We start from the raw sequence: 15,183 nt of genomic DNA on the forward strand, positions 1-15,183 counted from the left end.
AAATTTAACCTTGCTGCTCAACTTTCAGTGCGCGAACACTGTTAAGTACAGCCAGAACGGTGACACCAACATCGGAGAAGACCGCTTCCCACATCGTTGCGATTCCAAATGCACCGAGCAGAAGGAAGATCGCCTTGATCCCTAATGCGAACCCAATGTTCTGCCAGACGATTCTCCGTGTCCGCTTGGCCACGCCGATGGCGGTAGCAATCTTCGAAGGCTCATCGGTCATGATGACAATGTCCGCAGCTTCGATTGCAGCATCGGAACCCAGTCCGCCCATTGCGATACCAACATCTGATCTGGCCAATACAGGAGTGTCGTTGATCCCATCCCCGACAAAAATAATCTTCTCCCGTCCGCTCTTCTCACGCTCCAGCCGCTCAATAGCCTCAACCTTATGCTGCGGCAGCAGCTCGGCATGAATCTCGTCTACGCCGAGTTCCTGGCCTACAGCTTCCGCAACAGAAGCGGCATCGCCGGTCAGCATGACCGTCTTGCGAATACCGAGTCCCTTCAACGCCGAGATAGCCTGCGCTGAATCCTCCTTCACCTCGTCCGCAATGACGAGGTAACCGTCATACTGCTTGCCAGTCGCGATATGCACGATCGTGCCATTCTGCTCCGGCACCTGATAAGCAATGCCCTCCCGTTCCATCAGGCGGGCATTCCCGGCTAGCACGGCCTTGCCGTCCACATTCACGGAGATGCCGTGACCGGAGATTTCGTTATAATCCGCGATGGCCTCTTTGGCGATTTCATCAGCGTAAGCGGCCCGAATGGATTCCGCAATCGGGTGGTTCGAATGGCTCTCCGCATAGGCGGCCGTACGTAGCAGTTCGTCTTTAGTTCTGCCTTCTGCTGGGTATATGCCAGTGACCTTGAACTGTCCCTTAGTCAGCGTACCTGTCTTGTCGAAGACAACGACTTTAACATCATTGAGTGCCTCCAGGTAATTGCTGCCCTTCACGAGAATGCCACTCCGGGAAGCGGCACCGATACCTCCGAAGAAGCCCAGCGGGATCGACACGACCAGCGCACAAGGACAAGAGATAACGAGGAAGACCAATGCCCGGTAGATCCAGTCCGAGAAGGTTGCTCCACTGATCAGAAGCGGAGGAACAACAGCCAGCAGCAGCGCTGTAATCACTACTACAGGTGTATAGCCACGAGCGAACTTGGTAATAAAATTCTCTGTCTTGGCTTTGTTGGAGGTCGCATTCTGCACCAACTCCAGAATCTTGGAGACCGCTGACTCTCCAAATGTCTGCGTAACTTCCACGGTAATTACCCCGTTGCGGTTAATAAACCCGCTCAAGACCTTACTGCCCGGCCCCGCAGAGCGTGGGACCGATTCACCGGTCAATGCCGAGGTATCCATCATCGCGCTGCCTTCAAGAATGGTCCCGTCCAGCGGTACCTTCTCACCAGGCTTGACGAGAATAATGTCGCCAATTGCCACTTCTTCTGGCGAGACACGTCTTGTCCCGCCGTCGACTTTAAGCTCGGCGAACTCGGGGCGAATATCCATCAGCGCCGTAATCGATCTGCGTGAACGATTCACAGCCAGGCCCTGAAACAGCTCCCCAACCTGATAGAAGAGCATTACGGCGACCCCTTCCGGGTACTCCCCAATCGCAAATGCGCCGATAGTCGCCAGTGCCATCAGGAAGTTCTCGTCAAATACTTGACCTCTGATGATATTCTTGGCTGCCTGAAGCACCACCTCGCCACCGACAATAAAGTATGCGGCGAGGAAAATCAGCAGCTCGACAACTCCGTTCACCGGCAGCAGCATACCTGCCGCTGCAAGAATCCCTCCGCCTGCTAGGCGGGTCAAGATACGGCGAGTGTCTCCTTCTCCGTGCGAATGCGTATGCCCGTGGCCATCCTCATCGCCATGGGTGTGCCCATGTTCATGTCCATGATGATGACCGGTTCCATGATCATGTGTATGTCCCTTCCCATCATGTGAATGCCCATGACCATGACCAGATTTAGCCTGCGAGACCGCTCTACCTCCAGCCAGCTTCTCTCTTAGCTTCACATGGGGTTCTAGTGCCGTGACAGTCCGCGCCGCTTCTACTCCGGCCGCTTCTGCATGGTTCTCATCGGTAACCATAGTCAGCGTCTTTGTCACGAAATTCACGGAGCAAGAAGTCACACCCTCGATCTTGCCCACTTTATCTTCGATTTTCATTGCGCAGTTTGCGCAGTCCAGCCCTTCCAGCTCCCACTGGCGTTTTATCGTTGCCTGAGTCGTATTCAAACTACTCATCTCCCTTAGATAATCATATATGAGTATTTGTTCATATGTTGACTTAACCACATTATATGCCTTCCAATCTTGGAGTGTCAATGTGCGTATGCATAATTTCCCTCCTCCTTTCTGAGAATAACGAAATGTCCCCACTTTGTTCAAAACATCTTGTAATCCCTTGTTCAAGCAATTATCACTAACATATGAGCAGTCATTCATATGTTATTCTGAAAAGAGGTCTTTCCATGAATCATCATCCTACACACTCAGGCAAACATTCTCATGAAAATCCTGGACATTCCCATCACGATCATACTCATGATCATCATGGACATTCACACGCACCTAATAATAAAAAAGGGCTCTTGATTGCCCTCATCATTACCTCGGGGATCATGTTCGTAGAGTTCTTCGGCGGGCTCTTCACTCACAGCCTTGCCCTCCTCTCCGACGCAGGTCATATGCTCAGCGATATTGCCTCGCTGGCCTTAAGCCTCGTAGCTATGCTATTTGCCGTTAAACCGGCCTCCTCCAAAAATTCCTACGGCTTCTATCGCTTTGAGGTCATGACCGCACTGTTCAACGGTGTCATGCTATTCGTGATTGCCGGATTCGTGATCCGGGAGGCCTGGCACCGCTTGTTCGAACCGCCCGTAGTCGCTAGCGGCTCTATGATAATCATCGCCGCCATCGGCTTGTTTGCCAACCTGGTGAGCGCCTGGGTTTTGATGCGCACAGGCGATGTTAAGGATAACCTCAATGTGCGCAGTGCCTATCTTCATATTATCGGTGATGCCCTTGGTTCAATCGGGGCGATTGTTGCCGGAGTGGTCATGCAGTTATTCTCTTGGTATGCAGCTGACCCTGTCATCAGTGTGCTGGTAGCTCTTCTGATACTTAAAAGTGCCTGGGGTGTGCTGAGACATTCGTTCCACATCCTTATGGAGGGCACGCCGACTGCGGTGAATAGCGATCAGGTCAAACAATCCCTCCTGCAAATTAGCGGCGTTGTTGATGTTCACGACCTCCATATCTGGACCATTACCTCAGGACTTAATGCCCTAAGCGGCCACCTACGGATTGAAGATGACTGGGACGCTCAAGCAATATTGAAACAAGCAATTACGCTGATCGAGGATACATATAATATCAGTCACGTTACCATCCAGATCGAGACTTCCCCATTGCAACACGGAAAGTTAAAGGTGTAAGATCTCGCATGCAGCTCTGGTCCCACTATTAGCGCCCCTGCCACCATTATGGCCGGGGCATTTTTAGCACGCAAAAAATGTTTGACTTTTTTACAAAAAAATGTAATGATTAATATATCAAATAGATATATCGTTTAGATATAAATTGAGGTGTCCCATGTTAGAGCACGTACTATTAGGCATGTTAATGGAAGGGGCCATGAGCGGATATGATTTGAAGAAGACCATTGACAGCTCCGTAGGGATTTTTTACAAGGCTAGTTACGGCAGTCTCTACCCTGCACTCAAACGGTTGACCGATAAGGGGAGGGTCTCCATGATTGAGACTGGGAGCACCAAGAACAAGAAGCTGTACACACTATTGCCTGCCGGAAAGGAAGCTTTTCTGGAATGGCTAAGCGGGCCGTTGCAGGCGGCATCACGAAACGAGCAGCTAACCCGTATTTTCTTCTACGACTATCTGGATGAGGCAGTCCGCCAGCAAAGGATGAATGAATATCTCTCCAAGATGGAGCAAGAGATCCGAACGCTTGAGGCCGTGAAAACTATTGTCGCCGGAGAGCTAGATGAACTGCCTAACCCCGAGGATTACTATTATCGAGTGTCTGTGCTGGCTTATGGATTGAATCATTTTCAAATGGAGAAGCAGTGGTTGAAAGATATCATGGAGAGGAAGGCGTTACACGATGTCTAATCAGAAGGTTAAAGCTTCTTTTTCACAGAGACGTCCTATATGGACCGTTATTATTATTGAAGGGTTGCTGCTGCTGGCCATGATGGCTGCCGGAACCTACGCTACTATCAAACAGCTTAGTTACACTGCCCCTGTGCTTATTGCTTTTGTTCCTATCGCACTCGTTTTGATCGCTTATTTTACGATTAGACACAAGTGGAGCTACATGGGCTTCCGCCCGCTAGGTAGCATTCCTGCAACGAACTGGATTTATTATGCCCCTCTGCTGCTGATCCTTATCATCAATATGCTTAAAGGCTTCCGCGGAATCGAACTCTCCGATGTATTGTTCTATCTCTTCTTCACCCTGCTCGTGGGATTCGTGGAGGAGAGCATTTACCGAGGCTTGATCTTGAAGACGCTGCTCACCAAGAGCGTGAAAACTGCTGTAGTGACTTCCAGCATTCTGTTCTCGATCACCCACATTCTTAATGCTCTTTCTGGTCAGAATCTCACCCAGACGCTGCTTCAGATCGTGTATGCCCTACTTATAGGCACAGTGCTGGCCCTACTGATGGTGAAGAACAACAATATTATTCCGCTGATTCTGTTCCACTTCCTACATAACCTGATTCAGTTTGTCGGCAATGATAACACCGATGCCTTCATCGGCTACGATCTTCTTATCCTGGCCGTACTTGCCGCTTATGCCATATGGATTGCTATTTCTTTAAAAAGAACTCCGGTGCCTTCAGGACTGAATCACGCCGGTTAAAGATCCACACATGAAAATAGACCGCCATAGGCGGTCTATTGCTGTATACATTAATAGTTATTCATGCCTGATATGCTCATGCGTCTGCAGGAAGATCTGCTCCACATGCGCATCGTTCAACGAATAAAACACCGTCTTGCCTTCCTTGCGGCGCTTCACAATTCGCAGGTTCCGCAAGTACCGCAGCTGATGGGATACGGCAGACTGGCCCATATCCAGAATGTCGGACAGGTCATGCACACACAGCTCGCGCTGTGACAGAGCATAGATGAGACGTACCCTTGTCGGGTCACCCAGTGCTTTGAACATCTCGGCCATCTTGTCTGTTATTTCCCGGTCAGGCAGAATCAAGGACACGTCTTCCGGTTCCAACTCTGAACCGTGGCATGTATTGTCGCAATCTTCAATTGCCGCTGGTTCCATGACTTCGCCCTCCTCCACAGTATCTGTCGATTCACCGGATCATCCGATCACTTTCATCTATTATAAGAAAAAGATGATCTGCTGTCCATGGAAGCGCCAGCTACCGCAGGCAGTGAGCATTAATCGCTCCAGCGGAAGATTCCATGATTTTTTCACCATAAACAGAGAATGACAAACAGCAGGCTCCGTTATAGGAAGCTTGCTGTTTGTTCGCCTGATATAGGATTATTTTACGCTGCCTGCAAGCTGTCTCTCCCAGACGCCATGCTCTTTGTTCTTGCCTATATATTCGATACGTGACGGGGTAAGCTCCAGAATGACATAGTCCGGATCTTCCGGACCCTTGAACCAAGGCTCCAGATCCTTATTCCAAACCCTAGAACGGAGGGTCTCGTCCTTTGTAATGTCTACAGTCGCTTCAATCTCCAGTATATCCTTGCCTCCACCGGTTTCATAACCGAGCAGCAGAAAAGCATTCCGGTTTCCCTTCAGCTCATCTACCTTATGGGTCTTGCGATCCGTTGCCAAATAAATGTTAAGTCCATCGTGAAAGACTGCCATGTAACGCACCTTCGGTTTGTTCCCGTCTTCCACGGTTCCGAAAGAGCCAAACTTGTTGTCATCCAGTGCCTTGATGATGCTCTGTTCCAGGTCGTGGGAATTCATTACTCAAGACATCTCCTTCCTTGGCAAGTGTAAATATAAGTTTATATATCCACATTTCCCAATTAGACTTATGATAATCATTGTACTTAAGATAGTGTACCCGTCCTGAGCACATTGAATCCGACAAGGTCCATAAATTTAACTTGTTAAGGAGTATTTCAACGTGAAAAAATTGATTTGGCTTGGCTGTCTCTCCTACTTTGTAATCGGCTTGGCCCATGTGGTACTGGGCTCTATTCTTCCCGTTCTCTTGGAGCATTATGACCAGAGCTACAGTGCTGGTGGACAACTGATCTTCGCCCAATTTGCCGGCTTCCTGGTCGGTGTGCTGGCTTCTCCCTTCCTGAATCGCCGCTTTGGCAAGCGCGGTGGTATTCTCATTGCCACTGGACTGTTGCTAGTAGCCGAGATCGCCTACACCTTCCTGCCGCCATGGGGCTGGATGTATTTCATTGCTGTTGTCGCAGGCTTTGGCTTTGGCATGGTTGAAGCCGTCATTGGCACGGTCATTATTGCTGCAGTCACAGAAGGTACCGCTGTTGCCATGAGTCGGCTTGAAGTTCTATTCGGTGTCGGCGCATTGCTTATGCCCTTAATCTCCAGCGGACTTATCGTCGCCGGCTGGTGGAAACTAAGCTTCCTGATTGTAGCTGCCTTCTCCCTGATCTCCCTAATCTTCTGGAGCAAGGGCCGATTCGGCAAGCTGCAATCCTTACTGGATGACCGTGCTCCGCGCCGTTCGGTGACGAACGAGGCTTCAGACAATCATACGCCGCGCTTTCCCTACAAGGGAAAGCAATGGTTCATACTCGGAATATTCATTGTTTTCTTCTTTACCTATGTGGGTACGGAAATGAGCCTGGTAAATTTCATGCCCGCCATCTTCATTGCCAAGCTGGGCATGTCTGAATCGGGGGCAGCCCTGACCGTTACCTGCTTCTGGCTAGCGATGTCGATAGGACGATTGTTCGCTGGGGTACTCGCCGAGAAAATATCTTACCGTGTCTATGTTCTGGGCAGCTGCCTGATGACCGTGTTGCTGCTGGCCCTGTTTCCATTCACGGAACATCGTCTTGTTGCCTTTGCCATTATCATTCTGCTGGGCTTGTTCATGTCCGGTCTTTTCTCCATCGCCTTGGTCTTCTCCAGCAAATTAATGCCGGGTACCGAGGAATCCACACCAAGTATTATGATCGCCTCCGGCGGGATTGGCGGAGCACTTCTGCCACTACTTACCGGCTGGTCGATGGATCACCTACAAGTGACGCAAACGGCCGGACTGCTTGCAGCATTGGCTAGTGTTCTCTTCCTGCTCAGCCTTGCTGCCTGGAGAATACGTCCCGGACAGGATTCCGCACAGACAACACCCGGCCATTAAGGCCGGGTAATCATAATTTGCTTTTTGGGGTAATGTAGATTGTGTTGATATCCTGTACATAAGGTGGTACTCATGATGGATATGCTATCTGCCGAACCCCTACTACATACCGCACTGCTCCAGTTTATTTTCCCCTTCTCCATCAAGCAAGGGGCGTCTGCACGACTGATTTCCGAACTGGAGAAGAGCGGATATACTTCTTTTTCTCTCGATAAAAAAGAACTGGAAGACGCTTATTATGGCAATGGATACCGTGTCTCCCACGAAAAGATGGAGCGCACCTATCTGCCTTTCGCAGCCCATGTTCTGTTCCCACAGGATGATGATAAGGATTCTTTCCGACGCTTTTCACGCGTGAATAATTTGACCTGCCGAATGGAAATGTCACAACTGAACGTAGCCTTCCGGGTACTCTCCACAGATCTGTTCATTTGCCCGTTTCAGACCGGTTTTGTAACCCTGCGGGTGCAGATTGAGGAAGAAAAGCTCCCCTTTAGCATCGCCTTGGAATTTGCCGACCGTTTCCGTACCCTTGAGAACGTCAGTGTACAGGATGAACTGATGGTTATTCACAGCGGAGAACGGTCCTTCCGTCAAGTCGAGGATTTTATCTTTAATGGTCTGGCGGATGGGCTGAAGCCGTTCTTAGACCAATCCGAGCTGAACGGGGCTTATTTTGAGACGCTGCCTTTTTTTGTAGATGAACGTATGCTGGTACAAGCCTTTTATGGTCTGGAACCGGATGGAGATACCGATGATATCCCTTTGAACATACGCTTTCGCGCCTCCCAGCTTGATGGGCTGGATGCGGCCAATCGCCCCTACATCAGTGCCAGCGATCCTGGATACATCGAACAATACTGTCAAGAGCATACTTATAACCGTTGGGGTCCCCAAACGTATTATATAACCAATGAACAGACCTTCTGCTGCATCAGCCGGGCTGAACGCTCACTCGCCGTACCGCTTGCCAATCAAATGTACGGGGAATATTATTATGGCCTGCTACTTAATATGTTCCACAAGATCGTCCTGCTGAAACTTGCCAATATGCACTCCCGGCTGCGCATCAATCGGGATAATGATGATATTGAGGATCTGATCTTCTACATCAATAAGTTCTCAGCCAAATTCTATTTTCTGGAGCTGATCTCGGGGTCGCAGGGTCGGGAGATTTTCATCCAGCTCCGCAAAGTTTATGGCAACGATGCGCTGTTCGACGAGGTGAAGCAGACACTGAATGATCTGTTTCAGTATCAGGTGCAGTTCCAGTCGAAACGGCGAGATATGCTGCTGATGATTCTGACCGTCTTCACTGTGGTAAGCGGGATATACGGAATGAATCAGGTGATTGACGATCTGGAGGGCAGTATTCAATGGGGCAAAATGATGGAATATTCCCTCTTCCAGTATTTCGCGCTAGCATTAACCTTCAGCGGTATTGTGATCAGCATTGTCCTGACTGTACGGGAGATCTGGAACAGCATCACGGCCCGCCGCCGGAAAAAAATTAAATATCAGGGGTAGTCGAAGCGCCTTAAGCTGCCAAATGAACAACAAAGCTGCTGGACAACGAAAAGATGGGCGTCTATAATTACACCGTAAGCAAGTAGCATCACCCGTTAACTTCATAGCACCAGGGGGGCTGGAATTGGCCGGCTGAGAGTGTATCCCTCAAGATACTGACCCTTATACCTGATCTGGATAATGCCAGCGTAGGAACCGTAATTGAGCATGGCCGCTTTAGGGCCAATGCCATCCTTGCGCAAAGCCGCGTCCCGTTCATCTTCGGGACGCTTTTTTTATGGTATATTTCCGATTAATGCATTTCATGGGGAATTGAATCGCGCTGCCTGCATTTTAGGTAGCGGGTGACGATGTGAAGACGGGAAATTCGCCGGAATTGACGCAGTCATACTGCTGAGGACCGGTACCATCAAAGGAGAGATAGAAAAAATGGGAGTCAAGAAACTGCTTATGCTGAGCCTGACCTGTTTGCTCGTTATCGCGGTTGCCGGATGCGGTAGCAATAACGGCAACTCTGCCGGAAGCAACAAGGAAGCAGACAAGACAAACACTGGCGCCACTCAGACCGCCGGGGAGTCAGGCACGCCGCAAGAACTGACCAAAATCAAGATCGCGCTCGACTGGACACCGAACACGAACCATACGGGGTTATATGTCGCAAGAGATCTTGGGTACTACAAGGAAGAGGGACTGGATGTTGAAATTGTGCAGCCTGGCGCAGCCGGTGCAGACACGATGGTCACTTCCGGTGAAGCCGCTTTTGGTATCGGGTATCAGGAAGGCCTGACTTTGGCCCGCCTACAGGGCGTACCGCTGGTCTCGCTTGCCGCCATCATTCAGCATAATACGTCTGGTTTTGCGGCTCCGAAGAGCAAGGGCATTACCTCTCCGAAGGATTTTGAAGGAAAAACATATGGAGGCTGGGGTTCCCCGGTGGAAGAAGCAGCACTCAAAGCTATCATGGACCCGGAAGGCGCCGATGTGAAAAAGGTAAAGATCATCAATATGGGCGAAGCCGACTTTTTTACAGCTGTGAAGCGGGATATTGATTTCGCCTGGATTTTCTATGCCTGGACCGGTATTCAAGCTGAACTGCGCGGGGAACCAATCGACATGCTCTATGTAAAGGATTACGCGCCACAGCTCGATTATTACACACCTGTGCTGACCACCAGCGAGAAAGAGATCACCGAGCATCCCGAGATCGTCAAAGCCTTCGTTAAAGCGACCTCCAAAGGCTACAAATACGCCATCGATCATCCAGAGGATGCCGCGAATATTCTGATCAAAGCCGTCCCTGACCTCGATCCGAAACTTGTGATGGCCAGTCAGAAATGGCTCAGTCCAAAATATCAGGATGATGCGCCGCGCTGGGGTGAACAAAAGGCCGAGGTCTGGAAAAACTATGCCGACTGGATGTATGGCCTTAAGCTGCTCGAGAAACCAGTAGATACCAGCAAAGCGTTTACGAATGATTATCTCCCGGCAGCACAGTAAATAAGTGTATTCATATTCAACCATAATAGATTAAGAAAGGATTGATTATATTGGCTAACACACTACTCAGCATTCAGGTTATTCCTAAAACTCCTAACAATGAGGATTCCATCCCTTATGTGGATAAAGCTATCGAGGTTATTCAGAAGTCTGGTGTGAAGCATCAAGTGAACCCGCTCGAAACGACGATGGAAGGCGAACTAAATGACCTGCTAGAAGTCGTGCGCGAGATGCATGAAGCACTAGTCCAAGCCGGCAGCCCGAGCGTTATCTCCCAGATCAAAATCGCCCACAATCCGAACGGAATCAGCATGGACAAACTGACGGAGAAATACCGGCCGTGAGATCGTCCTGGAAGCAGATATGGCCGCCCTTTGTGGCGGTCATCTTCTTTTTGACAGTATGGCAGCTATCCGTATCTTTCTTTGATATTGAAAAATGGATTCTGCCTAGTCCCCGCGATATCGGGCATGAATTCGCAGGCAATCCCGCCGGCATCTGGGAGCATACGCTGGCTACACTGAAGCTGACGCTGATCGGCTTTCCCATTGGTACTGGTGTGGGCCTTGTGGTAGCGCTGCTGCTGCACCTGCTGCCGTGGGCGAAACGAGCCTTTTATCCGCTATTGATCCTGAGCCAGAACGTCCCATCCATCGCCTTGGGACCCTTGCTTGTCATCTGGTTCGGATTCGGCTTGCTGCCAAAGATGGTGCTGATTACGCTGGTCTGTTTCTTCCCTGTCGCCGTGGCCGCCATGGGCGGACTGTCACAGAGCGATCGGGTGATGTTGAATTATATGAAAATGGCTGGGGCAAGCAAATGGCAGATTTTCACCAAGCTGGAGTTGCCTCATTCTCTGCCTGCGATGTTCTCGGGGGTTAAAATCTCCGCTACTTATGCTGTCATGGGAGCCGTGGTTGCCGAATGGATCGGCGCCGACAAGGGGATCGGGTATTATATGCAGCTGCAAAAATCAGCCTACCGCACCGACCGAATGTTCGTCGCCATCGTCATTGTTGTCTTGCTGAGCCTGGTGCTCTTCGCCATTATCGCTCTGCTGGAAAAATGGCTGGTGCGCTGGAAGCCGCGCCGCAACCCCTAGAAAGGAGGGATTTCCGAAATGTCTCAACTTACACATACACCTGCACCGCAGGAGCCGGTGAAAAACGAGGCTAGGACTGTCGCTACAGGACTGCACGGATTGCCACCTGCTCTCGAAGTCAGTGCCGTCTCCAAGACCTTCACCCAGCGCCGCCGCTCTACTCCTGTACTAAACAATGTCTCACTAAAGGTGGAGCAACAAGAATTCGTGACCATTCTCGGCCCTTCCGGCTGCGGCAAAAGCACGCTGTTCCATATCATCGGCGGCCTGGAGCAGCCGGACAGTGGAACGGTGAGCATGAACGGAGCCATCGTTACCGGCCAGCGCGGGGAGATCAGCTATATGCCACAGCAGCCAGCTCTCTTTCCTTGGCGGACCATCGAGGATAATGTCCTCTTGTCCCAAGAGATCAAGGGCGCTAAACGGGACGGTAGCCGCGAAGAAGCTCGTCAGTGGTTGGCCAAAGTCGGCCTCGCCGGCTTCGAACGGGCTTACCCGCATATGCTGTCAGGCGGGATGCAGCAGCGCGTGGCATTCCTCCGGGCGCTGCTGGCACCGCAGGAGCTGATGCTCCTGGATGAGCCATTCAGTGCGCTGGATGCACTGACCCGCAGCGAAATGCAGCGCTGGCTGCTGGAGCTGTGGGAGGAAAACCGCCGCTCCGTGCTGTTCATCACCCACAACATTGAAGAGGCGCTGCTCCTCTCGAATCGTATCTATGTGTTCTCGGGCCGCCCGGGTCAGGTTCTGCACACGGTAGATGTGCCGTTCCCGCGCCCGCGCCGCGAGGAGATTGGGGATACGCCAGAATTCCTTGCTCTGAAGCGTCAGCTGTCGCAGTGGATGCGTGAGGAGCAGGCCAAGAGCCGAGCGCAGCAATCCTAACTCTGCAGAAGCGCTCAAGTAACGCTCTAATCAACGGAATGATATGTAATTTTTTAACAGAAAATGATACGATAAAGCTCAGGAGAGTATTCTAATTCTCCTGAGCTTTATTTGTTAAATGAATTAATTTACGAAAAGTGATAATGAGAGGTGGAGTTGAAAACTATGAGTATGAATCATTAAAGAAGATGCCTAGCTTTATTCAAAAGATCTTTGTGAAAATGTCGAATGTAGACAATTCCTATCTTAGCGGCGTGCATACTTTGCTGTACAAACTCGGCCCAGGTTTAAGCCGGGGGGTAAAATTAGGGCTCCGGGACAAGTAGGCGGTGAAGCAAACCTCCTTCATGGGACTTCGGATCAGACTGAGAGATCTTTGCCGGCACCAGTTGAAAATTTTGCTGCCCCAGCTGGAGCAATTCCCTGAACGGAACCTTTGTTTCTTCAATATTGCTGGAGGGGCCGCTACCGACAGCATCAACACACTGATTCTAATCCAGGAATCTGACCCGGAATTACTCAAGAGACGGAAGATTGAAATCAACATTCTAGATATCGATAGCTACGGCCCCAGTTTCGCAAAACGGTGCATTGAAGTTTTGAAGCAGCCGGGGGAACGTTTCCATAACATAGACATTACCCTTAATACTATTCATTATGACTGGAGCCAACCGGAGGCTTTACAAAAGATGAGTTTGGAGCGCTCCGAGTGGATTCAGCTCTGTTCATCGGAGGGCGGTCTTTTTGAGTACGGTTCGGATTCGGATATCATTAATAATTTAAACCATTTCTATATCAACTCCCCGGCGGACGCCCGGGTCACCGGTTCATTAATTTTCGACCGGTTGCATATAAATCCGGGATACCTGGGATTTACAGAGTTTATTGGCGTGCAAATCCAATACCTTGGGCTGGAGGGGTTGCAGCGAATTTTAGCCCAAACCTCGTGGGTTTTGGAAGAGTCCCAGGCAATTGATACGATCTATATTCTGTTTTCATTGAAGAAAGCGTGACTTAAGCTAAAGAGGCCGCTCCTTAAATCCAGCCCTTCTCCTCAGCAATTCTTACCGCTTCAATCCGACTTTTCACTTCAAGCTTGTTCAGAATCTCGGAAATATAATTGCGGACTGTGCCATAAGAAAGATGCAGTGTAGCTGCGATCTCACCCGCTGTCTGGCCTTCTCCCGCCAGCTTAAGGATCTCACGCTCTCTTGCGGTCAGCGGATTCTCCTCCCGCAAGCTTCCGAAGACCAACTCCGGGGATACTTCCTTATGGCCTTGCATGACTTGGCGAATCGCACCTGCGATCTTCTCGACAGGCTCGTCCTTGAGCAGATAGCCTTGTATATCCGCCTTCACCCCCCGTTCGAAATAACCAGGCCGGGCAAAGGTTGTCAGGATGATGACACGGGTTCGCGAGCCCTTCTTCTTCAGTAATTCAGCAACTTCTAACCCACTCATTCGTGGCATTTCAATATCCATCAGACAGACATCCGGCTGAAGCTTCTCGATCTGGGCCAGCGCCTCAGCACCGTCCCCCGCCTCTCCAACCACCTCGATATCATCTTCCAGGTCTAGCAAGGAAGCCATGGCGCCGCGCAGCAGGCGCTGATCCTCTGCAATTAAGATTGTTATCATGCGGTCTCCCCATCCTTTCGTTCTTTGACCACCAGGGGAATCATTACGGTCAATACTGTACCCTTACTCCCGTCGGCACTGATGGTCAGTGAGCCGTCAATCAGGGACAGGCGTTCATGCATTCCCTTCAGGCCGTTGCCCTCTCTGAATCCAGCATCTGAGCTAACCTGAGACTGCAATCCATGCCCGTTGTCCCGGATGATGATTCTCACTTGTCCATCACTCTTCACAGTGCTAATAACACATTTACTGGCCCCGCTATGCCGCACAATGTTGGTAACCGCCTCTTTGATACAGAGGCTGAGTATGTTCTGATTGAGGTCGGATACTTCCCCAAGGGAAACATCCCCCTCAATCTCCAGGGCAATCTCTGCTGTGCGCAGCATCTCTCCGGCCTCGGTTAACTCCTCGGCCACTGTGATGGCCCGCATCTCGGAGACCAGTTCCCGCACCTGCCTAAGCGCAGCACGGGAGGTGCGCTGAATCTCCCGCGCTTCAGCCTCTGCGCGCTGCGTATCCTTGGATACGAGCTTCTCAACCAACTGACTCTTCAGGGTAATCAGCGAAAGCGTATGACCAAGCGTATCATGCAAGTCACGGGCAATACGCATGCGTTCTTCGCGCTTAACAAGCTCTTTAATGACCTCGTTGGCCTCGTCCAGCTCCTTCTCCAGATGACGGCGGCGGAACATAGAACGTATCCCAAAAGGCGAAATCAGCATGATTATAATGAATGGAAGCAGAAACAATGAATCCGTACTTTCCATTTCCCTGAGTCCCCAAGCCACAAGGAATAATTCCTGCACCACAAAGATGGCATAGATGATATTGAATTTCCGATTATCGCTATACCAGCTGACAAAATTGGCTGTGAAGAAACCGAGATAAACGTTTTGGGGGTTGTAAAGAAGCGAGAGCAGTAAAATAATCAGCATTTGCACGGCCAACCAAGCGGTAAATGCACGGCCTTGGGCCCAGTACAACTGGCGATAAGTTACTGCGAACAACCCCATCATGGCATATCCTACCGCCAGTTTGATTCCGGTATATTCTTGCATGTTCAAAATCGGCAGGATCATATAAACCACCCAAATAAACGGGAAGATGCCGTGCTTTTTGGGAAATAGCCGGAACTGCCACTGCTTCAT

At 50.4% G+C, this 15,183-nt stretch carries 15 protein-coding genes and 1 riboswitch; of the genes, 10 read left to right on the forward strand and 5 right to left on the reverse strand.

Annotated elements, in window-relative coordinates; all coding sequences use genetic code 11:
- Positions 1-4: 4 nt before the first annotated feature.
- Positions 5-2,269 carry a heavy metal translocating P-type ATPase gene (locus ACFORK_RS21660; RefSeq protein WP_379202899.1) on the reverse strand — a complete coding sequence of 755 codons (2,265 nt, stop codon included), beginning with the start codon at positions 2,267-2,269 and terminating at the stop codon, positions 5-7.
- A 236-nt stretch (positions 2,270-2,505) separates the two neighbouring features.
- On the opposite strand from ACFORK_RS21660, the gene ACFORK_RS21665 reads away from it, so the two are divergent.
- The 3 genes from ACFORK_RS21665 (at position 2,506) to ACFORK_RS21675 (ending at position 4,919) form a co-directional block, all read left to right on the forward strand.
- Positions 2,506-3,471, forward strand: a complete 966-nt coding sequence (locus ACFORK_RS21665; RefSeq protein ID WP_379202901.1) for a cation diffusion facilitator family transporter — start codon at positions 2,506-2,508, stop codon at positions 3,469-3,471.
- A 157-nt stretch (positions 3,472-3,628) separates the two neighbouring features.
- The gene (locus tag ACFORK_RS21670) at positions 3,629-4,165 is read left to right on the forward strand and encodes a helix-turn-helix transcriptional regulator (RefSeq protein ID WP_379202903.1); all 537 of its coding nucleotides are present in this window, start codon (positions 3,629-3,631) and stop codon (positions 4,163-4,165) included.
- Positions 4,158-4,919 carry a CPBP family intramembrane glutamic endopeptidase gene (locus ACFORK_RS21675; RefSeq protein WP_379202905.1) on the forward strand — a complete coding sequence of 254 codons (762 nt, stop codon included), beginning with the start codon at positions 4,158-4,160 and terminating at the stop codon, positions 4,917-4,919. The genes ACFORK_RS21670 and ACFORK_RS21675 overlap by 8 nt, the downstream gene beginning before the upstream one ends.
- A gap of 57 nt (positions 4,920-4,976) precedes the next feature.
- On the opposite strand, the gene ACFORK_RS21680 is transcribed toward ACFORK_RS21675, so the two are convergent.
- The gene (locus tag ACFORK_RS21680) at positions 4,977-5,342 is read right to left on the reverse strand and encodes an ArsR/SmtB family transcription factor (protein WP_379202907.1); all 366 of its coding nucleotides are present in this window, start codon (positions 5,340-5,342) and stop codon (positions 4,977-4,979) included.
- Between the two features lie 225 nt (positions 5,343-5,567).
- Positions 5,568-6,008: a pyridoxamine 5'-phosphate oxidase family protein gene (locus ACFORK_RS21685; RefSeq protein WP_379202909.1), complete on the reverse strand. Its 441-nt coding sequence runs from the start codon at positions 6,006-6,008 to the stop codon at positions 5,568-5,570.
- A gap of 163 nt (positions 6,009-6,171) precedes the next feature.
- Between ACFORK_RS21685 and ACFORK_RS21690 the strand changes: the two genes are divergently transcribed.
- The 7 genes from ACFORK_RS21690 (at position 6,172) to ACFORK_RS21720 (ending at position 13,410) form a co-directional block, all read left to right on the forward strand.
- Positions 6,172-7,386, forward strand: a complete 1,215-nt coding sequence (locus tag ACFORK_RS21690) for an MFS transporter (protein ID WP_379202911.1) — start codon at positions 6,172-6,174, stop codon at positions 7,384-7,386.
- A 75-nt stretch (positions 7,387-7,461) separates the two neighbouring features.
- A complete protein-coding gene (locus ACFORK_RS21695) occupies positions 7,462-8,913 on the forward strand; it encodes a hypothetical protein (RefSeq protein WP_379202913.1) in 1,452 nt (483 codons plus the stop codon).
- 101 nt (positions 8,914-9,014) lie between these two features.
- Positions 9,015-9,126: riboswitch (TPP riboswitch) on the forward strand.
- 216 nt (positions 9,127-9,342) lie between these two features.
- Positions 9,343-10,410 (forward strand): ABC transporter substrate-binding protein, encoded by a 1,068-nt coding sequence (locus ACFORK_RS21700; RefSeq protein WP_379202915.1) that lies wholly within the window; start codon positions 9,343-9,345, stop codon positions 10,408-10,410.
- 50 nt (positions 10,411-10,460) lie between these two features.
- Positions 10,461-10,754 (forward strand): MTH1187 family thiamine-binding protein, encoded by a 294-nt coding sequence (locus ACFORK_RS21705; protein WP_066374901.1) that lies wholly within the window; start codon positions 10,461-10,463, stop codon positions 10,752-10,754.
- Positions 10,751-11,512: an ABC transporter permease gene (locus ACFORK_RS21710; protein ID WP_379202917.1), complete on the forward strand. Its 762-nt coding sequence runs from the start codon at positions 10,751-10,753 to the stop codon at positions 11,510-11,512. The genes ACFORK_RS21705 and ACFORK_RS21710 overlap by 4 nt, the downstream gene beginning before the upstream one ends.
- Positions 11,513-11,530: 18 nt before the next feature.
- The gene (locus ACFORK_RS21715; protein WP_379202919.1) at positions 11,531-12,397 is read left to right on the forward strand and encodes an ABC transporter ATP-binding protein; all 867 of its coding nucleotides are present in this window, start codon (positions 11,531-11,533) and stop codon (positions 12,395-12,397) included.
- A gap of 389 nt (positions 12,398-12,786) precedes the next feature.
- Positions 12,787-13,410 (forward strand): hypothetical protein, encoded by a 624-nt coding sequence (locus ACFORK_RS21720; RefSeq protein WP_379202921.1) that lies wholly within the window; start codon positions 12,787-12,789, stop codon positions 13,408-13,410.
- A 22-nt stretch (positions 13,411-13,432) separates the two neighbouring features.
- Here the strand turns inward: ACFORK_RS21720 and ACFORK_RS21725 are convergent, their stop codons facing one another.
- Both ACFORK_RS21725 and ACFORK_RS21730 read right to left on the reverse strand, forming a co-directional pair.
- Positions 13,433-14,035, reverse strand: a complete 603-nt coding sequence (locus tag ACFORK_RS21725; RefSeq protein WP_379202923.1) for a response regulator transcription factor — start codon at positions 14,033-14,035, stop codon at positions 13,433-13,435.
- The gene (locus ACFORK_RS21730; RefSeq protein WP_379202925.1) at positions 14,032-15,183 is read right to left on the reverse strand and encodes a sensor histidine kinase; all 1,152 of its coding nucleotides are present in this window, start codon (positions 15,181-15,183) and stop codon (positions 14,032-14,034) included. Before ACFORK_RS21730 ends, ACFORK_RS21725 begins: the two co-directional genes overlap by 4 nt.

Source organism: Paenibacillus sp. GCM10012306 (assembly GCF_042649265.1).
In the GTDB taxonomy this organism is placed as follows: domain Bacteria; phylum Bacillota; class Bacilli; order Paenibacillales; family Paenibacillaceae; genus Paenibacillus_AQ.